Source organism: Streptomyces sp. NPDC006643 (genome assembly GCF_042870175.1).
Classification (GTDB): Bacteria; Actinomycetota; Actinomycetes; order Streptomycetales; family Streptomycetaceae; genus Streptomyces.
This window is the reverse complement of the sequence record NZ_JBIAHA010000009.1, coordinates 92,223-114,147: the sequence shown is the minus strand read 5'-3', so window position 1 is coordinate 114,147 and position 21,925 is coordinate 92,223. Positions and strand designations below refer to the sequence as shown.

The window sequence follows — 21,925 nt, the reverse complement described above, 5'->3', positions numbered from 1 at the left end:
CGGCGCGGGAGACACGGGACATGGACGTCGTGGTCGTCGGCGCGGGGCAGGCCGGTCTGTCGAGCGCCTACCATCTGCGGCGCTCCGGGCTGGTGCCCGACCGGGACTTCGTCACCCTCGACCACTCGCCGCGGCCGGGCGGCGCCTGGCAGTTCCGGTGGGACTCGCTGACGTACGAGAAGATCCACGGCATGCACGCGCTGCCCGGCATGGAGCTGATCGGCGCCGACGGGTCGCGGCCGTCGTCCGAGGTGATCGGCGAGTACTTCACCGCGTACGAGGAACGGTTCGACCTGCGCGTACACCGGCCCGTGGATGTGACAGCGGTGCGGGAGGGCGACGGTGGGCGGCTGCGGGTCGAGACGTCGGAGGGCGTCTGGTCGGCGCGGGCGCTGATCAATGCCACGGGCACCTGGGACCGGCCGTTCTGGCCGCGTTATCCGGGACAGGAGACTTTCCGGGGCCGCCAATTGCACACGGCCGGCTACCCGGGCCCCGGCGGGTTCGCCGGGCTGCGGGTGGTCGTCGTCGGTGGCGGGGCCTCCGGGACACAGCATCTGATGGAGATCGCGGACGTGGCCGCCGAGACGACCTGGGTGACGCGCCGGCCGCCCGTCTTCCGGGAGGGTCCGTTCGGCGAGGAGCAGGGTCGGGCCGCCGTCGCGCTGGTGGACGAGCGGGTACGGGCCGGGCTGCCGCCGCGCAGCGTGGTGTCGGTGACCGGGCTGCCGGTGAACGAGGCGATCACGCGGGCGCGTGAGAAGGGGGTGCTCGACCGGCTGCCGATGTTCGACCGGATCACCCCGTCGGGTGTGGTCTGGGACGACGGGCGGCGCGTCGACGCCGATGTGATCCTCTGGGCCACCGGCTTCCGCCCCGCGATCGACCATCTCGCACCGCTTCGGCTGCGCGAGCCGGGCGGCGGGATCAGGGTCGAGGACACCCGTGCCGTACGGGACGAGCGGGTCCATCTGGTCGGGTACGGGCCTTCGGCCTCCACGATCGGCGCCAACCGGGCGGGGCGCGCCGCCGTACGGGAGATCCGGGCGTTGCTGGAGCGGGAGCCGGTCCTCGTCTGAGGGTCCGGACGCGGCGCGCGCTCAGTCGGTCGCGGCGCTCCTGTTGGCGTTGAACTCCTCGACGTTGCTCCGGTGTTCGGCGTAGTCGGCGGTGAAGCGGGTGTCCCCCGGCGCCACCGTCACGAAGTACAGCCAGTCGCCGCGCGTGGGGTTGATCGCCGCGTTCATCGCCTGCTCCCCCGGGTTGCCGATCGGGGTGGGCGGCAGGCCCTTGGACTCATAGGTGTTGTAGGGGCTGGCGGTCCTGGTGTCGGAGTGTGTGGTGTCCAGCGTGCTGCGGTTCAGGGCGTAGTTGAGGGTCGAGTCCATCTGGAGCGCCATGTCCCGGGCCAGCCGGTTGTGCACGACGCGCGCCACCCGGCCCATGTCGGCCTCGGTGTCGGCCTCGGCCTGCACGATGCTGGCGATCGTGACGGTCTGATAGACCGTCACCCCGTTGCGCCGCGCGCCTTCGGTGATGTGGTCGGCGCCGAAGTGCCGGCGCGCCGTGTCGACCATGTAGCCGAGCAGACCGGCCGGGGTCGCGCCCTTCTCGACCGGATAGGTGGCGGGGAAGAGATACCCCTCGGGGTTGCGCCGGGCGGCGTCGGGGAGTTCGAGCCGGGTGCCGGTCGCCGTCTTCTCGGTGGTGCCGGGTGCCAAGTCGAGGACCTTGTCGACGGAGGCGTAGACCTGGGTGGCCCGCCGCCCTTCGGGGACGAGCAGCGACACGGTCTTCTTCTGCTCGCTGTCGGGTGATTGCCCGGTGCGCAGCAACGGGACGAGCACGGCCACCGCGGCGACGACGACCACCGCCGTCACGATCAGGGCCAGTCGGCCACGGCGGGTCAGTCGGGGCCCGCGCCCGGATGTCGCACGTGGGGGCTCGTTCGTCATGCGGGCACGCTAACCCGGGCATAGGGGAGATTCCGGCAGCCCCGCACGGGGCGACACCAGGCGTTCACCGGCGACGCGAACACACGAACGTGGGAGCGGATGTTCGCTGGAACGTGTGATCGCAACGGGAATCCTGACCCAACTCCCGTGTGACAACAGATGCTTACGGTGCGCAAGCGACGGGCTGCAGACCGCGAGTGCGCTGTCCCAGCTGTACATCTTCACAAGGAGAACGCACCACTATGAACGTCATCACGAACCTGCTCGCCGGCCTGGTCCACTTCGTCGGCTGGCTCGTCTGACACACCCCCACCGCCGGCGCCGTCGCTTCCCGTCCCAGGGAGCGGCGGCGCTGCCGTGTGCCTGGCCGTGCGGCGCGTCAGACGGCACTCACGCGCGCGTCCTGAGCATCCGTCGCGTCCTGCGTATCTGTCGCGTCCCGCGTGTCCTGCGCGTCCGTCCCGTCCCGCGCGGGCACGGGCGCCGGTGCGCCGTCGCGGCGGACGAGTGCCGCGTATCTGCCGTCCCGGTCGATCAGCTCCTGGTGCGTGCCGCGCTCGGCTATCCGCCCGGCGTCGAGGACCACGATCTGGTCGGCGTCGCGCACCGTGGAGAGCCGGTGCGCGATGGTGATGGTCGTACGGCCCTCGGAGAGGGAGTCGATGGCCTGCTGGACCGCGTGTTCGGTACGGGTGTCGAGCGCGCTCGTCGCCTCGTCCAGCACAAGGACGGGCGGGTCGCGCAGGATGGTCCGCGCGATGGCGAGGCGCTGCTTCTCGCCGCCGGAGAACCGGTATCCGCGCTCACCGACCAGCGTGTCGTACCCGTCGGGCAGGCCGGCGATGTGGTCGTGGATCTGCGCCGCCCTGGCCGCCGTCTCGATCTCCTCGTCCGTCGCGTCCGGCTTGGCGAAGCGGAGGTTGTCGGCGACGGAGGCGTGGAAGAGATACGTCTCCTGCGACACGACGCCCACCGCGCGGGCGAGGGTGTCGAAGGCCAGGTCGCGTACGTCGACGCCGTCGAGCAGGACCCGGCCGCCCGTCACGTCGTACAGCCGGGGCACGAGATAGCTGAGGGTCGACTTGCCCGATCCGGTGGGACCGACGACGGCGAGGCTGCCGCCCGCCGGGACGGTCAGATCCACATCGTGGAGGGTCTTGCCGTCCTTCTCGTCGTAACTGAAGTCGACGCCGTCGAAGCGCACTTCGCCCCGGATCCGGTCGAGTGCGACCGGGCGCTCGGGTTCGGTGATGTCGACGGGCAGGTCGAGATATTCGAAGATGCGCTGGAAGAGCGCGAGGGACGTCTGCATCTGCACGCCGGTGGCGAGCAGGCTCACGGCCGGGCGGAAGAGGCCCTGCTGGAGGGAGACGAAGGCGACGAGTGTGCCGATGGAGACGACGGTGCCGCCGGACTGGAGGACGAAGCCGGCCGCCCAGTAGATGACGGCGGGCATGGCGGCCATGACGATGCCGATGACGGACATCCGCCACCGCCCGGCCATGTTGGAGCGGACCTCCAGGTCGACGAGTCGCTCGGACTCCTCGGCGAAGGACTTGGTGAGCGAGTCGGCGCGCCCCATCGTGCGGCCGAGGAGGATGCCGCTGACCGACAGCGACTCGGTGACCGTGGCGGCCATCGTGGCCATCTGCTTCTGCCGCTGGAGGGTGATCCGTTTGCGCTCACGGCCGACGAGGCGGCTGATCCAGACGAACACCGGCAGCAGGAGCAGCGAGACGACGGTCAGCCGCCAGTCCAGCGCGAGCATCGCGACGACGGTGGCGATGACGGCGGTGAGGTTGGAGACCAGCGACGTGGCGGTGGAGGTGACGGTCGCCTGCATGCCGCCGATGTCGTTGGCGATCCGGGACTGGACCTCACCGGTGCGGGTGCGGGTGAAGAAGGCGAGCGGCATGCGCTGGAGCTGCGCGTAGACGGCGGTGCGCAGGTCGTGCATGACGCGCTGACCGACCGTCGTGGAGATCAGCGTCTGGACGACGCCGAAGACACCGCTGAGGACGGCGGTGAGGATCATGCCGAGGGCGAGCAGGCTGAGCAGCCCGGTGCGGCCCTGGGGGATCGCGGTGTCGAGGATCTCGCGCAGCATGAAGGGCGAGGCGACGGCCACCAGCGACGAGGCACCGACGAGCAGGCCGACGACGGCGAGCCTGCCCCGGTAGGGACGGAAGAGCCGGAAGATACGGCGCAGCTGCGCCGGTGGATCGGGCAGCGACGGCAGCGACGGGTCCGGGGACCGGTCCGAGGGCTTCCAGGTCGAGAGTGCGGACTTCATGGGCTCCTTCGAGGGGACTCAGGGGTAAGGAAAACACTTGGAGGAGCATAGCTCACTGTTACCTACCCTCACAATGTACGTAGTCCTGTTATTATTCCGCCATGACCACCCCCGACGCCGGCCCGTCCGACACCGACGGCCTGCTGGCCGAACAGCTCCTGAGGCTGACCCGCCGACTCCACCGCGTCCAGAAGCGCTATCTGGAGCCGATCGGGATCACCCCCGCGCAGTCGCGCCTGCTGCGCACGGTCGCCTTCTACGACAGTCCGCCGCGGATGGCGGATCTCGCGGAGCGCCTCGAAGTGGTGCCCCGCGCGGTGACGAGCCTGGTCGACGGCCTGGAGTCGAGCGGCTGCGTCCGCCGCGCCCCCGACCCGACCAACCGCCGGGTGATCCGGATCGAGCTGACGGAGACGGGGCGGGGTGTGCTGCGGGCGCTGCGCGACGCGCGCAGGTCGGCCGCCGAGGACATCCTGGCCCCGCTGACGGCGGACCAGCGCGACGTCCTCGGCGGACTGTTGTCGGCGCTCGTGGGCGGGCCGGTCGACGGTGTGCCGGAGCGGCGCTGCTGAGCGGGTTCCGGCCATCGCGTGAAACGGCGCCGCGAAGAGTCCAAGGGTCCGATCCAAGAGTCCAACCGGGCCCCTTGCGCATCACCGGTCCCAACTACCAAGGTCCTTCCCGAGGTTCAATTCCGCCGCGCACGTCAGCTCCTGTGGAGGCTTCATGAACGACGCAGCACCGCAGAACCCCGGCAAGGACGAACAGGACAACGGCGGCTCGATGAGCCGCCGTTCCGCTCTCCGGACGACGGCGGGCGTCGCCGGTGCCGGGCTCGGACTCTCCGCCCTCGGGACCGGCACCGCCGCCGCCTCCGTCACCGAGACCGCCGCGACCGCGTCCCCCGCCGCCGAGTCCGCCGCATCCGCCGTCCCCGAGCGCCAGGGCCGCACCATGGCCGGCGTGCCCTTCGAAAGACGCTCCACGGTCCGCGTCGGCATCATCGGCCTCGGCAACCGCGGCGGCAGCATGATCGACCTGTTCCTCGCGGTGCCGGGCGTCCAGGTCGTCGCCGTGTGCGACACGGTGCGGGACAAGGCCGCGAGCGCCGCCGCCAAGGTCGTCAAGGCGGGACAGCCGGCGCCCGCCGTCTACACGAAGGACGAGCACGACTACGAACAGCTCTGCGCGCGCGGCGACGTCGACTTCGTCTATGTGGCCACTCCGTGGGACTTCCACTTCGAGATGGCCAAGACGGCGATGCTGAACGGAAAGCACGTCGGTGTGGAGTGTCCGATCGCGATGCGGCTCGACGAGCTGTGGAAGCTGGTCGACCTCTCCGAGCGCACCCGGCGCCACTGCATGCAGCTGGAGAACTGCGCGTACGGCAAGAACGAGATGCGTGTCCTGCGGATGGCGCACGCGGGCCTGTTCGGCGATCTGCTGCACGGCGCCGGCGCGTACAACCACGATCTGCGCGGCCTGATGTTCGACCCGGACTACTACGAAGGCCCCTGGCGCCGGCTGTGGCACACCCGGCTGCGCGGCGACCTCTACCCGAACCACGGCTTCGGCCCCGTCGCCAACTATCTGGACATCAACCGCGGTGACCGTGCCGTCAGCATCACCAGCGTGGGCACGCCCGCGCTCGGCCTCGCCCAGTACCGCGAGGAGAACATGCCGCCGGGCGACGCCAGTTGGAAGGAGACGTACATCAACAGCGACCGGACGATCAGTCTGGTCCAGACGGCCAAGGGCCGGGTCGTCCGGCTGGAGCACGACGTCTCGACGCCCCACCCGTACAGCCGTATCAACAGTCTCGGCGGTACCAGGGGTGTCTTCGAGGACTATCCGGAGCGCATCTACATCGAGCCGGACCACGCGAACGACGAGTGGGGCGACTTCGCCGCGTACGCCGACTGGGACCACTGGCTGTGGAAGGAGCACGCGAACCCGCCGGGCGGGCACGGCGGGATGGACTACATCATGGTCTTCCGGCTGATGCAGTGCGTCCGCCTGGGCCTCGTCCCGGACTTCGACGTGTACGACGCGGCGACCTGGACCGCGCCCGTACCGCTGAGCCACGCCTCCATCAAGGCGAACGGCAAACCGCAGCAGATCCCGGACTTCACCCGCGGTGAGTGGAAGAAGTCCCGCCCCGGTACGGACTCCGAGAAACCGTCGGAAGCCTGAAACGAGTCGTGTCCGGGCCCGGTGCGTTCCTGACGCGCCGGGCCCGGACGCGACGGGGAACACCTGCTGGTTCCGCGCCTGTCGTCGTTGCGACATGTCCCACCCGCGCCACCGGAATTCAGTGACACCCGTCCGCCGCCAACGGATTCTGTGGATCACGTGAATTTCTCGCTTCGCACAACGGAAGGCATGGGACCAGATGAGACGGATCCCCCTCGTGGCGGCGGTATCGGTGGGACTGACCCTGGCCGCCGGCGCCGTGGCGCCCGTGTCGGCCTCTACCGGCGGCGTACCGGACAGGCCCGCGGCGACCGGCACACCCGCTTCGGGCGGTGCCTCCGTACGCCTGATCACCGGTGACCGGGTCACTCTCGGCAAGGATGACGGCGGTGGCCGGGTCGTCTCGGTCGAGCCGGGTCCGGGGCGCCGTCACATCATCTTCCAGACTCTCGAACAGGACGGCCGGCTCAGCGTTCTGCCCTCGGACGCCGGGCAGTTGGTCGCGGCGGGCCGTCTGGACCGCAAGCTGTTCGACGTGACCTCGCTCGTCGCCCAGCGGTACGACGAGGCGCACACCTCCACGCTCCCGCTGATCGTGAGCGGCGAAGGCCCGAAGGCCGACGCCACGGCGGGGCGCCTCACGGCCTTCGCCGACGACGGTTCGGCCGTCCGGCGCCTGGCGAGCATCGACGCCCGCGCGGTACGGGTCCCCCGGGGCGATCTCGGCGCGTTCTGGAAGCAGTTGGCGCCCACCGGGGCGGCCATGAACCGCGCCGCCCTCGACGCGGTCCCCCGGGTGTGGCTCGACGGGCGCGTCAGCGCGTCACTGGACCGCAGCACCGCCCAGATAGGCGCCCCCGACGTGTGGAAGACCGGTCTGCGCGGTGAGCGCGTCAAGGTCGCCGTGCTCGACACCGGCGCCGACCGGACCCATCCCGACCTCGCGGGCCGGATCGCCGCCGCCGAGGACTTCTCCGGCAGCTCCGGAACGGGGGACGGATTCGGCCACGGCACCCATGTGGCCTCCATCGTCGGCGGGAGCGGGAAGGCGTCGGGCGGCACCCGTCAAGGAGTCGCGCCCGCCGCCGAGTTGATGATCGGGAAGGTCCTCGGCGACGACGGCTTCGGCTCCGAGTCGCAGGTGATCGCCGGGATGGAGTGGGCCGCGGCGGAAGGAGCCGAGGTCGTCAACATGAGCCTGGGCTCGGACGCGCCGAGTGACGGCACCGATCCCATGAGCCTCGCGCTCAACGAGCTGAGCGAGAGCAGCGGCGCGCTGTTCGTCGTGGCGGCGGGCAACAGCGGCCCGGCGACGGGGACCATCGGCTCCCCCGGCGCCGCCGACGCCGCGCTGACGGTCGGAGCGGTGGACCGGGACGACTCGCTGGCCGATTTCTCCGGTCGTGGCCCCCGGCCCGGCAACGAGGGCGTCAAGCCCGATGTGACGGCCCCCGGCGTCGGGATCGTGGCGGCCCGCGCGGCGGGCACCGCCATGGGCGACCCGGTGGACGAGGGTTACACGGCCGCTTCGGGTACGTCGATGGCCACTCCCCATGTCGCGGGAGCGGCGGCGCTGCTCGCCCAGCGGCATCCCGACTGGTCGGCGGCGCGGATCAAGGACGCGCTGATCAGCACCGCCCGTACCATCGCCGGCCAGCGGGTCACCGAACAGGGCGGCGGGCGTATCGATCTGGCCGCCGCGGCGCTCGGCCCGCTGACCGCCACCGGGACCGTCGCCCTCGGCCCCTTCGAGGCGGGCGACGGCCGGACCCGCACCACGACGCTGCGCTACACCAACACCTCGGCGAAGGAGGTGACGCTGGCACTCGCCGTGAAGCTGGCGACCGGCGGCGGCCGTGAACCGGCCGACGGCGCGGTGCGGCCCGGCTCGGACTCCGTACGCGTCCCGGCCGGCTCGACGGCCGAGGTGCCCCTCACCGTGGACCCCGCGCGCGCGGCGCAGGGCGACTACTACGGTCATGTGACCGCGACCCCGTCGGACGGTTCGGCCGCCGTCCACACCACGCTGAGCCTGATCGTCCAGGGCCCCACCCACAAGCTGACCGTCAACACCGTCGACCACGAAGGCAACCGGGTCCAGGAACTGCCGACGATCTGGGGCGCCAAGGGATTCGTCGGATACACGGGCACGGACCCGGCCGTCGCCGAGGTCGAGGAGGGCACGTACCAGGTCAACCACTCCTCCCTGGACAAGGCGTCGGACGGGGAGGAGCTGCGCCATGTCGTCCTGCCCGACGTGAAGGTCACCAAGGACATGACGGTCACGCTCGACGCGCGCCGCACCACCCTGGTCGACATCCGCACGCCCCGCCCCGCCGAACAGCGCGGGATCGTCAGCTACCAGACGTACCGGAAGATCGACGGACAGGGCCTGATCCAGGGCACGATGTACTTCGACCTCGCCAAACGCCTGTATGTCAGCCCCACTTCGACGGTGACGGACGGCACGTTCGAGTTCGCCTCCCGCTGGCAGCTCACCGCGCCTCTCCTCGAAACGGCCGTGCCGGGCACCGATCTCGACCTCGGCGCCTACTACATGCCCTCCTCGGCACTGTTCGACGAGCGAGGAGAGCGTCTGACGGCGGTCGACGCGGGCGACTCGACGGCCCCCGAGTTCGGCAGGGTGCGCGGCAGACTCGCCGTCATGACCAACGAGGACGGCGCGAACGAACGCGACCTCGTCAAGAAGGCGGCAGCCGCCGGTGCCCGCGGGGTGATGTTCGTCCACTTCTCCGACATCGCCTGGACCCGCTGGCGGCCCGACGGGGAACGGCTGGCCCTGCCCACCGTACGGATCGGCGCGAGCACGGGCGCCGAGCTGCTGAAGCGGATCAACAAGCGCTCCACGACGGTGCGGTTCAGCGGCACCGCGCGCAGCCCGTACCTCTACGACGTCATGCAGGTGTCCTCGCAGCGGATCCCGCAGCGGGTGGTGCACACGGTGTCCGAGCGCAACAGCGCGATCGTACGGAGCACATACGCCGACAACGGCGGCTCACCGTGGGCGGCGGAACAGCGCTTCGCCCGGCGGCCGTACCAGGACGCCGCCTGGAATCAGTACACCCGCCACGTGCCGACCGGCACCGAACGCACCGAGTACGTCAGCGCGGGAGACACCAGTTGGCAGCGTCTGGTGCACTACGAGACCGTCTTCGACATCGATACGCCGCTGAAGGTGGGCCTGGGCGACACACCGCGCACCTACCGGCCGGGCGAGCGCGTGGCCGAGACCTGGCAGGGGGCCGTAGCCCGGCCGTCCATTCCGCGCGGCACCGCGACCCCGTCGGTCCGCGCGGGGAACGTACTGTCCTTGCGGATCCCGGAGTTCACCGACTCGACGGCCGGGCACCGGTCGCGGCTGCTGCTGGGCGGCGGCGGGATCGGCACATCCGGTACGGCGGATGCCGGTGACCAGGGCGACACGGCCGCGGCCGTGCTGTACCGCGACGGCAGGAAGACCGCCGAGGCCGACGGCGCCTGGACGGACTTCACCGTGCCGTCCGGCGCGGCCGACTACCGGCTGGACCTGACGACGTCCCGGACCTCGCCGGAGTGGGCGTACGGGACGGCCACCGACACCTCGTGGTGGTTCCGCTCCGGCGCCGCCGCGAAGACGGCGACGCTGCCGCTGCTCCAACTCGACTACGACGTACCGGTCGACGCGTACAACGCGGTCGGCCGCGGCCGGTCGCACACGGTCGGGCTCACCGTCCGCGCGCAGGACGGCCTGCCCAAGCCACGCGGTGCGGACGTCGAGGTCGAGGCCAGTTACGACGACGGGAAGAGCTGGCAGCGGGCCACGGTCAAGAGCCGTGGCGCCGGCGACTTCTCGGCGAAGATCGCCAGACCGGACCGGCAGCGCGGCGACGCGTACGTGACGCTGCGGGTCACGGCCGAGGACTCCTCGGGCAACCGTGTCCGGCAGACGGTCGAACGCGCCTATCTGCACCGCGGATAGCGAGCGAGAGGCTCTGTTCCGGGCACTGGTGGGCGGGCGGCGGCAGCGCCCGCCCACCGGTGTGCTGTACACGGATGAAGTACGGTATGAACCATCAGAAGGTGCGTGAATGTGAGCGCATGGGGGCCAAGGTCTCAGGAGGGCGCCGTGGCGCTGGAGGCCGCCGGGGTAACCGCAGTCGAGGAAGCCGTGTACCGGCTGCTGATAACGACGGGCCCGCTGACCGCCGTCGACGTCGCGGACCGGCTCGGGCTCGACGTCGCGCAGGCCCGTGACGTGCTGACCGGTCTCACCGCCAAGGGCATGGCCAGCCACACCGACGGCCTGCCGCGCCGCTACCGGCCCACTCCCCCGGACGTGGCGCTCACCCCCCATCTCAAGCGCAACGCCGACGCGTTGGACCTGGCCCGGATCGAGGTCACCAGTCTCCTGGAGACCTACCGGGACGCCGCGCGCCGGCATGATCCGGGCGGGCTGATCGAAGTCATCACGGGCGGCGAGGCCTTGCGCCAGCATCTGCGGCAGATCCAGGCGAGCGCGCGCGACGAGATGCTCTGGTTCTGCAAGGCGCAGTACGTGGCGATGCCCTCGGGCAGCAACAACGCGGAGTTCGACGCGCTGGGCCGTGGCGTGACCTACCGGGTGCTGTACGAGAAGGCCTTCTTCGACGACGAGGGCGCGGTGGACAACGTCGTGGAGGGCGTGCGCGCCGGGGAGTTGGCCAGATCCGTGCCGCATCTGCCGTTGCGCCTCGCCGTGGCCGACCGCGCCATCGCCATCTGCCCGCTGGTTCCCGGAGGTCCGCACGGCAGTCCGGACGAGCCGACCACCGCGCTGGTCAGGGACAGCAGTCTCCTGGCAGCTCTCATCGCCCTGTTCGAACGCTACTGGGAGGACGCCGTCCCGCTGGAGGTCGACGGCTCGGGCGCGGTCGTCGGGACCGACGGCGCCGGGGCGCCCGAACCGCTCTCGTCCATCGACAGAAGGCTGCTGTCGCTGCTCGTGGCGGGGGTCGCCGACAAGGCGATAGCCACCCAGATGGGGCTGAGCCGGCGCACCGTGCAGCGCCATATCCAGCACATGATGGATCTCGCCGGAGCGACCACCCGGATGCAGCTCGCCTGGCAGGCGGCCCGGCGCGGCTGGCTGTGACCGGCGGGGCCGCCGAACGGGCGGGTGGGCGTGGACCGTTCTAGGAGGACGGGGACGGGGACGGGGCGGTGGCGCCGTCGGGCGAGCGGTCGGCGTCCGGCTCGGGCGCCGGATCCGGGTCAGGGTCGGGTAGCGGCTCCGGGTCTGTTTCCGGCTCGGTGAGCTGTTCGCGTACGTAGTTCCAGACCACCGCGATCAGCGCGGCGACCGGTACCGCGAGCAGACTGCCCACGATCCCCGCCAGGCTCGCCCCCAGCGTCACCGCCAGCAGGACCACCGCCGCGTGCAGACCCAGCCCCCGGCTCTGGATCATGGGCTGGAACACATTGCCCTCCAGCTGCTGCACCACGATGATGATCGCCAGCACGATCAGCGCGTCCGTCAGGCCGTTCGACACCAGCGCGATGAGCACCGCGACCAGACCGGCGAACAAGGCACCGACGACGGGGACGAACGCGGAGACGAACGTCAGCACCGCCAGCGGGAGTACGAGCGGTACGTCCACGATCCACAGACCCAGACCGATGAACACCGCGTCGAGCAGACCGACGAACGCCTGGGACCGTACGAACGCGCCCAGCGTGTCCCAACTGCGGGCGGCCACCACCGGGATGTCGGTGGCGAGCCGGCCGGGCAGCTGACGGGCCAGCCACGGCAGGAACTTCGGCCCGTCCTTGAGGAAGAAGAACATCAGGAAGAGCGCCAGGACCGCGGTCACGACGCCGTTGACCACGGTGCTCACGCCGGTGACGACGGTGGTGACCATGCTGCCGACGCTGTCCTGGAGACGGGCCATGCCCGAGTCCAGCGCACCGGTGATCTCGTCGTCGTCGATGTTCAGCGGGGGCCCCGACGCCCACTCCCGGACCTTGTCGATCCCGTCGGTCACCCCCGTCGCCAGCTCACCCGACTGCGACGCCACCGGCACCGCGATGAGCGCCACCACACCCGCGGCGGCGGCCAGGAACAGCACCGTCACCACGGAGGCGGCCAGGGCCGGATGCCATCCGTGCCGGCGCAGGAAACGCGCGAACGGCCAGGTCAGCGTGGTCAGCAGCAGGCCGACGATCAGCGGCCACACGATGGACCACATCCGCCCGAGAAGCCACAGCGCGACCCCCGCCATGACGAGGACGACCAGCAATTCGACGGAGGCTCGGGCCGAGGTACGGAGCGCGGCGCGAGTCTTTGTTGAACTCAACATGACAGACACGGGCATCACCCTACGGGTACCGCGGCACACCGCCGTCCGCACGGCCCGCCCCGCCCGCCGCGTACCGGGCCCGTGGCCGACCGGACGGCCGGTGCGAGGGTCCGCCGAAGCCCTTCGCGACGCCGTACGCGACGCCGTCCGGTCCGGCACGATTCCCCAGCGCCTCGGCTCCGCTCCCCCGGTCCCTCCCGGTGTGGCCGAGAAGCGAATAATCGATTGCCCCGGACCGTCCCCGAAGGACAACCTTGCACGGTTTGGGGCCATCCACGACTCACTGGGACGTCATGCAGATTCGCGATCTTCCGTATCCCGATCCCGGGACACCCGACGCCCGGTCAGGACCGCGTTTCCTTTACTGGCTCGGGCGCAATCAGCTGCGTGGCCAGCTCAAATCGCTCTCCTGGGGGCTGCTGCACCAACTGGGCGTCGCCGGGCTGCCGCTCGGGGCCGGGCTCGCCGTGCAGGCCGTGGTCGACCGTTCGGGCGGGCGTCTGGCGCTGGCCGGTGCCGTCATCGCCCTGTTCGGCGCCGCGATCACCGTCGGCGACACGATGCTGCACCGTGCGGCGGTCACCAACTGGATCACGGCCGCCTCCCGCGTCCAGCAGTTGCTGTCCCGCAAGACCGCCGAGCTGGGGTCGGCGCTGACCCGCCGGGTCGCGGCCGGTGAGGTGGTCGCCGTGTCGACGGGCGACGTCGAGAAGATCGGCTGGTTCGTCGAGGCGCTGTCGCGCTTCCTGGCAGCCGCCATCGCCGTCGTCGTGGTGTGCGTCGGCCTCGTGCTGTATCTGCCGTCGATCGGCGCGGTCGTGGCCATCGGCGTACCGGTGCTCGCCCTGGCCGTCCTGCCGCTGCTCCCCCGTGCCACCCGACGCGCCGACGTCCAGCGCGACAAGGCGGGCCGGGCCACCGAGCTGGCCGCCGACACGGTGGCCGGACTGCGGGTGCTGCGCGGGATCGGCGGCGAGGAGCTGTTCCTCACGCGGTACCGGGAGGCGTCGCAGGAGGTCCGTGCGGCGGCCGTCCGCAGCGCCCGTATGTGGGCGCTGATCTCGGCCATCCAGGTCTTCCTGCCGGGCGTCCTGCTGATCACGGTGGTCTGGTACGGCGCGCTCCTCGCGGGCGACGGCCGGATCGCCGTCGGCGAACTGGTCACCGTGTACAGCGCGGTCACGCTGCTGCTCTTCCCGCTCCGTCACTTCGAGGAGATCGCGATGGCCTACTCCTTCTCGCGGCCCTCGGCGACGCGCGCGGCCCGTGTGCTGCGGCTGGAGCGGACCTCTTACGAGGACGAGCGCGGCGGACTCGACGACACCCGGCCCACCGGTGACCTCTACGACCCGGCGACCGGCCTGCTCGCACCGGCCGGGCAGCTGACCGCCGTCGTGTGCGGCGACCCCGACGCGGCCGGGCGACTGGCCGAACGGCTCGGCGGACACGCGGCCGACGATGAGAAGAGCCCGTCCGTGCTGCTCGGTTCGGTGGCGCTGGACGACCTTCCGCTGACCGCGGCGCGCGCCTCCGTACTCGTACAGGACAAGGATCCGGTGCTGCTGTCCGGCACCCTCACCGAGCTGCTGGACGTGCCCGCGTCCGGCGCCGTGGAGCCGAAGGACGCGCTGGAGGCCGCGCAGTGCGACGACGTGCTCGCCGCGCTCGTCCAGGCGTCGGTGGACGGCAGCGGCGACCCGCTGCGCTCGCGCATCACCGAGCGCGGCCGGTCGCTCTCCGGCGGGCAGCGCCAGCGTCTCGCGCTGGCCCGCTCGCTCGTCGCCGACCCCGAGGTGCTGGTCCTGGACGAGCCCACGTCGGCCGTGGACTCGCACACGGAGGCACGGATCGCGGAAGGCGTACGGCGTCTGCGCGGCGGCCGTACGACGGTCATCTTCGCCTCGTCGCCGCTGCTGCTCGACCGGGCGGACACCGTGGTGTTCGTGCACGACGGGAAGGTCGCGGCCACCGGGTCGCACAGGGAGCTGCTGCGGGACGACCCGAGCTATCTGGCCGTCGTCACGCGCCGGACGGACGACGAGACCGAGAGCGGGACCGGGACCGAGTCCGGGAGCGGCGCGGAGATCGGGATCACGAGCGACGGCGGCGCGCTGGTGTCCGCCCCGCTCGCTCCACGGGAACAGCTGGAAGAGATCGAGGAAACCGCATGATCGGCGTGGCACGACCGGAGTACGACCCGGCGGCGCCGGAGTCGGCCACGACACTGCCCGTCGGCCGCCCGGCGACCGTACGGACCCATGTCGTGGAGCTGCTGCGACGGCACCGTAAGGCGTTCGCCCTGCTCGTCGCGGTCAACGCGGTCGCGGTGATCGCCTCCATGGCGGGGCCGTATCTGCTCGGCGGCGTCGTCGAGAGCCTGTCCGAGGGCGCGAAGGGGGTCGAGGAACTTCATCTGGAGCGCATCGCGATCGTCTTCGCGGTCGCGCTGGTCATCCAGACCGTCTTCACCCGGATGATGCGGCTGCGCGCAGCGATGCTCGGCGAGGAGATGCTGGCCGACCTGCGCGAGGACTTCCTCGTACGGTCGGTACGGCTGCCGCCCGGTGTCCTGGAGCGGGCCGGGACCGGTGATCTGCTGTCCCGGATCACCACCGACATCGACCGGCTGGCCAACGCGATGCGGGAGGCCGTGCCCCAGTTGGCGATCGGTGTGGTGTGGGCGGGGCTGCTGATCGGCGCGCTGGCGGTGACCGCGCCGCCGCTGGCACTCGCGGTGGTGGTGGCGCTGCCGCTGCTGATCGTGGGCTGCCGCTGGTACTTCCGGCGGGCGCCGACGGCGTACCGCTCGGAGGCGGCCGGGTACGCGGCGGTCGCCGCCGTACTCGCGGAGACGATCGACGCGGGCCGGACGGTCGAGGCGCACCGCCTCGGCCGCCGCCGGGTGGCGCTGTCCGACCGGCGCATCAAGGAGTGGACGGCGTGGGAGCGGTACAACCTCTGGCTGCGGTCGGTGCTCTTCCCGGTCATCAACCTCACCCATGTCACGATCTTCCTGGCGACGCTGGTGGGCGGCGGTGTCTTCGTCCTCCAGGGCTGGATCACCGTCGGTCAGCTGACGACCGGGGCGCTGTTCGCGCAGATGCTGGTCGACCCGGTGGGTCTGATCCTGCGCTGGTACGACGAGCTGCAGGTGGCGCAGGTGTCCCTCGCCCGGCTGGTCGGCGTACGCGAGATCGAGCCGGACGACGGTGACGAGAAGGTCGTGCCGGACGGCCGTGACGTCCACGCCGACCAGGTCAACTTCGGTTACCGCGAGGGTGTCGACGTCCTCCACGAGGTGACGCTGAACGTCGCCCCGGGCACCCGCGTCGCGCTGGTCGGACCGTCCGGCGCGGGCAAGTCCACGCTGGGACGGCTGCTCGCCGGGATCTACGCCCCGCGCACGGGCCGGATCACGCTGGGCGAGGCCGAGCTGTCGCGGATGCCCGCGGAGCGGGTGCGCGGCCATGTCGCCCTGGTCAACCAGGAGCACCACGTCTTCGTGGGGTCGATGCGCGACAATCTGCGGCTCGCCCGCGCGGACGCGGTGGACGCCGAGCTGTGGGCGGCGCTCGGCGCGGTCGACGCGGACGGCTGGGCCCGCGCGCTCGACGACGGGCTCGACACCGAGGTCGGCTCGGGCGGTACGGCGCTCACGCCGGCGCAGGCGCAGCAGATCGCGCTGGCACGGCTGGTCCTGGCCGATCCGCACACGCTGGTCCTGGACGAGGCGACGTCGCTGCTCGACCCGCGCGCCGCCCGGCATCTGGAGCGGTCGCTGGCGAAGGTGCTGGACGGCCGTACGGTCGTGGCCATCGCGCACCGGCTGCACACGGCGCATGACGCGGATGTCATCGCCGTGGTGGAGCAGGGCCGGATCAGCGAGCTGGGCAGTCATGACGAGCTGGTGGCGGCGGACGGCGCGTACGCGGCGCTGTGGCGGTCCTGGCACGGCTGACCGGCCGGGACGACCATCCCGGTGAACGGCGTCCGGGCGGGCGCGGGGGGCCCGCCCGGACGCGTCGGCCGTCAGCTCGTACGGCGGGGCGACCGGCCGCCCCGGGCGCCCCGCCCGGTCAGATCACGTTCAGCGCCGCCGCGCCGCCCACCCCGCCGAGCAGCATGAACACCGGCATCAGCACCTTCAGCTCCACCCAGCTCCCGGCCCTGAACCGGATCGCCTTCGGCGGCCCGATCGGGTACCAGCGCTTGCGCCCCACCGGGATGGGCCACAGGATCGGGCACCCCGACACCGTGAGCGCGTCGCCGATGTCGTGCACCAGCGCGCCCAGGAGGATCGGCAGCCCCAGCCAGAGGTACTCCTGGCCGGGCGCCGTGAAGAGCCAGTCCGAGCCGTTGCCCGGCTTGTCGAGCACGCCCGCAAGGATCCACGCGCTGGTCGCGCCGAGCAGCCAGACGAGGACGTCGCTCGACACCCGCGCCGCGCGCCAGAGCAGCCCTTCGACGGCGAGCACCATATGGACGAAGAGCAGCGCGAGCACCGCCCACCGGCCGCCGAGCACCGCGAGCGCCGAGGCGCCGCCGCCGATCATGACGGCCCAGAGCCAGGTGTGGGTGAGGGTGCGGTGGCCGCCGGTCCTGCGGGGGTCGCCCGGCTTCTTCGTCGCTTTGTAGACGGAGTACGACAGCTTGTCGACGATGCCGCACAGCGCCTTGGATATCGGTCCGAACGCTCGCGAGATGGTCGCCGACTTGTGGTCCAGGTCGGGGGCGAGCGCCGCTCCCGCGCAGATCAGCGCGCCGACGACCAGCACCGGCCAGGGCATGGCGCGATCCGCCGCCGCCGCCGCGGCTCCCACCCCCAGCCAGGCCGCCGCGCCCGACAGCGAGTGCGCCGGTCCCATCATCGTCGTCCCCGCATGGTCGATCCCGCCCCGTCGTCGCCGTGGTGATACGTACTGAAGGGCCCACCGCCATTGCGGCGAGGCCCAGTTGACAGGGCAGCGTATCGCTCGTGATCTTCAGCCGGTCGTCCGGTTCCCTCATCGGGGGTGAAGACAGGCAAGATGGGGGGCGTGACCCTCATTGATCAGCTGCCGAAGGACGCCGACCCCGATGCCCTCTTTGAGGCCTTCTCGTCATGGGCCGAGGGAGCGGGCATCACGCTCTATCCGGCTCAGGAGGAGGCACTGATCGAGGTGGTCTCCGGGGCCAACGTGATCGTCTCGACCCCCACCGGCTCCGGGAAGAGCCTGATCGCGGCGGGTGCGCACTTCACGGCACTGGCCCAGGACAAGGTCACCTTCTACACCGCCCCGATCAAGGCGCTGGTGTCGGAGAAGTTCTTCGACCTGTGCAAGCTCTTCGGTACGGAGAACGTCGGCATGCTGACCGGCGACGCGTCCGTGAACGCGGACGCGCCGGTGATCTGCTGCACGGCCGAGGTGCTGGCGTCCATCGCGCTGCGCGACGGCAAGCACGCCGACATCGGCCAGGTCGTGATGGACGAATTCCACTTCTACGCGGAGCCGGACCGCGGCTGGGCCTGGCAGATCCCCCTGCTGGAGCTGCCGCAGGCGCAGTTCGTCCTGATGTCGGCGACGCTCGGTGACATGTCGCGGTTCGAGGAGGACCTGACCCGCCGTACGGGCCGGCCGACCTCTGTCGTACGGTCGGCGACGCGCCCGGTGCCGCTGAGTTACGAGTACCGCCTCACGCCGATCACCGAGACGCTGACCGAACTGCTGGAGACCCGTCAGGCGCCGGTCTACATCGTGCACTTCACGCAGGCGGCTGCCGTCGAGCGCGCGCAGTCGCTGATGAGCATCAACATGTGTACGCGTGAGGAGAAGGACCGGATCGCCGATCTGATCGGCAACTTCCGCTTCACCACCAAGTTCGGCCGCAATCTCTCCCGTTATGTGCGTCACGGGATCGGGGTGCACCACGCGGGGATGCTGCCGAAGTACCGGCGGCTGGTCGAAAAGCTCGCGCAGGCCGGTCTGTTGAAGGTGATCTGCGGTACGGACACGCTCGGCGTCGGCGTCAACGTGCCTATTCGCACGGTGCTGTTCACGGCCCTGACCAAGTACGACGGGACGCGTGTACGCACGCTGCGGGCCCGTGAGTTCCACCAGATCGCGGGCCGGGCCGGGCGGGCCGGTTTCGACACGGCGGGCTTCGTCGTCGCGCAGGCGCCGGAGCATGTCGTGGAGAACGAGAAGGCGCTCGCCAAGGCGGGCGACGATCCGAAGAAGCGCCGCAAGGTGGTCCGCAAGAAGGCTCCCGAGGGCTTCGTCGCCTGGTCGGAGACGACGTTCGACAAGCTGATCGGCTCCGATCCCGAGCCGCTGACCTCCCGCTTCCGGGTCACCCACACCATGCTGCTGTCGGTCATCGCGCGGCCCGGCAACGCCTTCGAGGCGATGCGCCATCTCCTGGAGGACAACCACGAGCCGCGCAAGCAGCAGCTGCGGCACATCAGGCGCGCCATCGCGATCTACCGTTCGCTGCTGGACGGAGGTGTGGTGGAGCGGCTCGAGACCCCGGACGACGAGGGCCGGATCGTACGGCTCACGGTCGACCTCCAGCAGAACTTCGCGCTCAACCAGCCGCTGTCGACGTTCGCGCTGGCCGCGTTCGAACTGCTGGAGCCCGGCTCGCCCTCGTACGCGCTGGACATGGTCTCCGTCGTGGAGTCGACGCTGGACGATCCCCGGCAGATCCTCGCCGCGCAGCAGAACAAGGCGCGCGGTGAGGCGATCGGACAGATGAAGGCCGACGGGGTGGAGTACGAGGAACGGATGGAGCGGCTCCAGGAGTTCACGTACCCGAAGCCGCTGGAGGAACTGCTGTGGCACGCGTACGAGGTCTACCGCACCAGCCATCCGTGGGTCGGCGACCATCCGGTGTCGCCGAAGTCCGTCATCCGTGACATGTACGAACGGGCCATGACCTTCACGGAGTTCACCTCCCACTACGAGCTGGCGCGCACCGAGGGCATCGTGCTGCGCTATCTCGCGGGCGCGTACAAGGCGTTCGAGCACACCATCCCCGACGATCTGAAGTCGGAGGACCTGGAGGACCTGATCGCCTGGCTCGGCGAGATGGTGCGGCAGGTCGACTCCAGCCTGCTGGACGAGTGGGAGCAGCTGGCCAACCCGGAGATCGAGACCGCCGAGCAGGCCCAGGAGAAGGCCGACCAGGTCAAGCCGGTCACCGCCAACGGGCGTGCCTTCCGGGTGCTGGTGCGCAACGCCATGTTCCGCCGGGTCGAGCTGGCGGCGCTGGACAACATGTACGAACTGGGCGAGCTGGACGCCGAGTCGGGCTGGGACGCGGACGCCTGGGGCGAGGCGATGGACGGGTACTGGGACGAGTACGAGGAGCTGGGCACCGGTCCCGACGCGCGCGGCCCGAAGCTGCTCGGCATCGAGGAGGACCCGGAGCACGGTCTGTGGCGGGTCCGGCAGTCGTTCGCCGATCCGAACGGCGACCATGACTGGGGCATCAGCGCGGAGGTCGATCTCGCCGCGTCGGACGAGGAGGGCCGGGCCGTGGTCCGGGTGACCTCCGTGGGCCAGCTGTCCGCGCGCTGAGTTCCAAGGCATCTCACGACTCTGGAGAACGGACACCGGCACGATGACGAATCCCGCCGAGCGGCTGGTCGATCTGCTCGATCTGGAACGGATCGAGGTCAACATCTTCCGCGGGCGCAGCCCCGACGAATCGCTGCAACGGGTCTTCGGCGGCCAGGTGGCCGGCCAGGCCCTGGTGGCGGCGGGGCGCACCACGGACGGCGACCGCCCGGTCAACTCGCTGCACGCGTACTTCCTGCGGCCGGGGCGGCCCGGTGTGCCGATCGTCTACCAGGTCGAACGGGTGCGGGACGGCCGGTCGTTCACGACACGCCGGGTCACGGCGGTGCAGGAGGGCCGGACGATCTTCAATCTGACGGCGTCCTTCCACCGGGCGGAGGAGGGCGGTTTCGAGCACCAGCTGCCGCCGCGTCTGGACTTCCCGGACCCGGAGTCGCTGCCGACGGTGGTGGACGAGGTGCGGGAGCATCTGGGCGAGCTGCCGGAGGCGTATCAGCGAATGGCGCGCCGCCAGCCGTTCGACATCCGCTACGCGGACCGGCTGCGCTGGACGCCGGACGAGGTCAGGGACGCCGATCCGCGCAGCGCGGTGTGGATGCGGGCGGTGGGCCCGCTGGGCGACGATCCGCTGGTGCACACCTGCGCGCTGACGTACGCGAGCGACATGACGCTGCTGGACGCGGTCCGTATCCCGGTGGAGCCGCTGTGGGGGCCGCGCGGATATGACATGGCGTCGCTGGATCACGCCATGTGGTTTCACCGGCCGTTCCGCGCGGACGAGTGGTTCCTGTACGACCAGGAGTCGCCGATCGCGACCGGCGGGCGCGGGCTGGCCCGGGGCCGTATCTACGACCGGTCGGGCCGGCTGCTGGTCTCGGTCGTCCAGGAGGGGCTGTTCCGCAAGCTCGGCGGCTGAAGCGCGACAATGGACACGATCACGGGACCAACCGTTCTCCGAGGAGATCTTGATGACTCTGTACGACATCCCGCTGCGCACCCTGACCGGTGAGCCCACGTCCCTGGCCGCGTACAAGGGCCGGGCGGTGCTGGTGGTGAACGTCGCGTCGAAGTGCGGCCTCACCCCGCAGTACGAGGGTCTGGAGCGGCTTCAGCAGACGTACGGCGACCGGGGCCTGACCGTCCTCGGGGTGCCCTGCAACCAGTTCGGGGGCCAGGAGCCGGGCAGCGCCGAGGACATCGAGACGTTCTGCTCGACGACGTACGGCGTGAGTTTCCCGCTGCTGGAGAAGTCCGAGGTGAACGGCGAGAACCGGCATCCGCTGTACCGGGCGCTGACCGAGCGGGCGGACGCCGAGGGCGAGGCGGGCGACGTGCAGTGGAACTTCGAGAAGTTCCTGATCTCCCCGGACGGCGAGGTCGTGGGCCGTATCCGTCCCCGTACGGAGCCGGAGGCCCCGGAGGTCATTACGGCGATCGAGGCACAACTCCCCGCGTAACGCGCACTCTTCACGGCGATGCCCGGCCCCGCGACAGGGGGGCCGGGCATCGCCGTGTCCGCACCCGTGTCGCGGCATGGGCGCGATTGAGTCAAGTTACGGCCGAGAAGTGCCGTCGCATCCACACCCTGTC

General features: G+C 70.9%; 13 protein-coding genes and 1 pseudogene. 10 read left to right on the top strand and 4 right to left on the bottom strand.

Annotation, left to right across the window (positions count from 1 at the left end; translation table 11 throughout):
- The first annotated feature begins 20 nt into the window (after window positions 1–20).
- The gene (locus ACFYNU_RS14475; protein ID WP_356585736.1) at window positions 21–1,079 is read left to right on the top strand and encodes an NAD(P)-binding domain-containing protein; all 1,059 of its coding nucleotides are present in this window, start codon (window positions 21–23) and stop codon (window positions 1,077–1,079) included.
- 21 nt (window positions 1,080–1,100) lie between these two features.
- On the opposite strand, the gene mltG is transcribed toward ACFYNU_RS14475, so the two are convergent.
- Both mltG and ACFYNU_RS14465 read right to left on the bottom strand, forming a co-directional pair.
- Complete coding sequence (gene mltG / locus ACFYNU_RS14470; RefSeq protein WP_356585513.1) at window positions 1,101–1,955, bottom strand: endolytic transglycosylase MltG; 855 nt, start codon at window positions 1,953–1,955, stop codon at window positions 1,101–1,103.
- A 463-nt stretch (window positions 1,956–2,418) separates the two neighbouring features.
- Window positions 2,419–4,248: pseudogene (locus ACFYNU_RS14465) on the bottom strand (NovA family novobiocin export ABC transporter); the annotation flags it as partial.
- Between the two features lie 101 nt (window positions 4,249–4,349).
- On the opposite strand from ACFYNU_RS14465, the gene ACFYNU_RS14460 reads away from it, so the two are divergent.
- The 4 genes from ACFYNU_RS14460 (at window position 4,350) to ACFYNU_RS14445 (ending at window position 11,572) form a co-directional block, all read left to right on the top strand.
- Window positions 4,350–4,820, top strand: coding sequence for a MarR family transcriptional regulator (locus ACFYNU_RS14460; RefSeq protein ID WP_356585512.1), 471 nt, complete (start codon window positions 4,350–4,352; stop codon window positions 4,818–4,820).
- A gap of 154 nt (window positions 4,821–4,974) precedes the next feature.
- Window positions 4,975–6,441 (top strand): Gfo/Idh/MocA family oxidoreductase, encoded by a 1,467-nt coding sequence (locus ACFYNU_RS14455; RefSeq protein ID WP_356585511.1) that lies wholly within the window; start codon window positions 4,975–4,977, stop codon window positions 6,439–6,441.
- Between the two features lie 199 nt (window positions 6,442–6,640).
- Entirely contained in the window at window positions 6,641–10,420 is a 3,780-nt protein-coding gene (locus ACFYNU_RS14450; RefSeq protein WP_356585510.1) for a S8 family peptidase, read from the top strand.
- A gap of 147 nt (window positions 10,421–10,567) precedes the next feature.
- Entirely contained in the window at window positions 10,568–11,572 is a 1,005-nt protein-coding gene (locus tag ACFYNU_RS14445; protein WP_356585509.1) for a helix-turn-helix domain-containing protein, read from the top strand.
- Window positions 11,573–11,612: 40 nt separating this feature from the next.
- Here the strand turns inward: ACFYNU_RS14445 and ACFYNU_RS14440 are convergent, their stop codons facing one another.
- On the bottom strand, window positions 11,613–12,776 hold the full coding sequence (locus tag ACFYNU_RS14440) for an AI-2E family transporter (protein WP_356585734.1): 1,164 nt from the start codon (window positions 12,774–12,776) through the stop codon (window positions 11,613–11,615).
- Between the two features lie 293 nt (window positions 12,777–13,069).
- Between ACFYNU_RS14440 and ACFYNU_RS14435 the strand changes: the two genes are divergently transcribed.
- Both ACFYNU_RS14435 and ACFYNU_RS14430 read left to right on the top strand, forming a co-directional pair.
- Window positions 13,070–14,947, top strand: coding sequence for an ABC transporter ATP-binding protein (locus ACFYNU_RS14435; RefSeq protein ID WP_356585508.1), 1,878 nt, complete (start codon window positions 13,070–13,072; stop codon window positions 14,945–14,947).
- Window positions 14,944–16,734 carry an ABC transporter ATP-binding protein gene (locus ACFYNU_RS14430; RefSeq protein WP_356585507.1) on the top strand — a complete coding sequence of 597 codons (1,791 nt, stop codon included), beginning with the start codon at window positions 14,944–14,946 and terminating at the stop codon, window positions 16,732–16,734. The genes ACFYNU_RS14435 and ACFYNU_RS14430 overlap by 4 nt, the downstream gene beginning before the upstream one ends.
- 118 nt (window positions 16,735–16,852) lie before the next feature.
- Here the strand turns inward: ACFYNU_RS14430 and ACFYNU_RS14425 are convergent, their stop codons facing one another.
- The gene (locus ACFYNU_RS14425) at window positions 16,853–17,644 is read right to left on the bottom strand and encodes a metal-dependent hydrolase (protein WP_356585506.1); all 792 of its coding nucleotides are present in this window, start codon (window positions 17,642–17,644) and stop codon (window positions 16,853–16,855) included.
- Between the two features lie 168 nt (window positions 17,645–17,812).
- Between ACFYNU_RS14425 and ACFYNU_RS14420 the strand changes: the two genes are divergently transcribed.
- From ACFYNU_RS14420 to ACFYNU_RS14410, 3 genes are read left to right on the top strand one after another with little or no spacing between them, the layout of a single operon-like run.
- Window positions 17,813–20,335: a DUF3516 domain-containing protein gene (locus ACFYNU_RS14420; RefSeq protein WP_356585505.1), complete on the top strand. Its 2,523-nt coding sequence runs from the start codon at window positions 17,813–17,815 to the stop codon at window positions 20,333–20,335.
- Between the two features lie 43 nt (window positions 20,336–20,378).
- Window positions 20,379–21,251 (top strand): acyl-CoA thioesterase II, encoded by an 873-nt coding sequence (locus tag ACFYNU_RS14415; protein ID WP_356585504.1) that lies wholly within the window; start codon window positions 20,379–20,381, stop codon window positions 21,249–21,251.
- Window positions 21,252–21,303: 52 nt separating this feature from the next.
- Window positions 21,304–21,792: a glutathione peroxidase gene (locus ACFYNU_RS14410; RefSeq protein ID WP_356585503.1), complete on the top strand. Its 489-nt coding sequence runs from the start codon at window positions 21,304–21,306 to the stop codon at window positions 21,790–21,792.
- Window positions 21,793–21,925: the final 133 nt, after the last annotated feature.

Coding starts and splice junctions, on each gene's coding strand:
- ACFYNU_RS14475 (WP_356585736.1), top strand. CDS start 21: ATGGACGTCGTGGTCGTCGGCGCGGGGCAGGCCGGTCTGTCGAGCGCC.
- mltG (WP_356585513.1), bottom strand. CDS start 1,955: ATGACGAACGAGCCCCCACGTGCGACATCCGGGCGCGGGCCCCGACTG.
- ACFYNU_RS14460 (WP_356585512.1), top strand. CDS start 4,350: ATGACCACCCCCGACGCCGGCCCGTCCGACACCGACGGCCTGCTGGCC.
- ACFYNU_RS14455 (WP_356585511.1), top strand. CDS start 4,975: ATGAACGACGCAGCACCGCAGAACCCCGGCAAGGACGAACAGGACAAC.
- ACFYNU_RS14450 (WP_356585510.1), top strand. CDS start 6,641: ATGAGACGGATCCCCCTCGTGGCGGCGGTATCGGTGGGACTGACCCTG.
- ACFYNU_RS14440 (WP_356585734.1), bottom strand. CDS start 12,776: ATGTTGAGTTCAACAAAGACTCGCGCCGCGCTCCGTACCTCGGCCCGA.
- ACFYNU_RS14435 (WP_356585508.1), top strand. CDS start 13,070: ATGCAGATTCGCGATCTTCCGTATCCCGATCCCGGGACACCCGACGCC.
- ACFYNU_RS14430 (WP_356585507.1), top strand. CDS start 14,944: ATGATCGGCGTGGCACGACCGGAGTACGACCCGGCGGCGCCGGAGTCG.
- ACFYNU_RS14425 (WP_356585506.1), bottom strand. CDS start 17,644: ATGATGGGACCGGCGCACTCGCTGTCGGGCGCGGCGGCCTGGCTGGGG.
- ACFYNU_RS14415 (WP_356585504.1), top strand. CDS start 20,379: ATGACGAATCCCGCCGAGCGGCTGGTCGATCTGCTCGATCTGGAACGG.
- ACFYNU_RS14410 (WP_356585503.1), top strand. CDS start 21,304: ATGACTCTGTACGACATCCCGCTGCGCACCCTGACCGGTGAGCCCACG.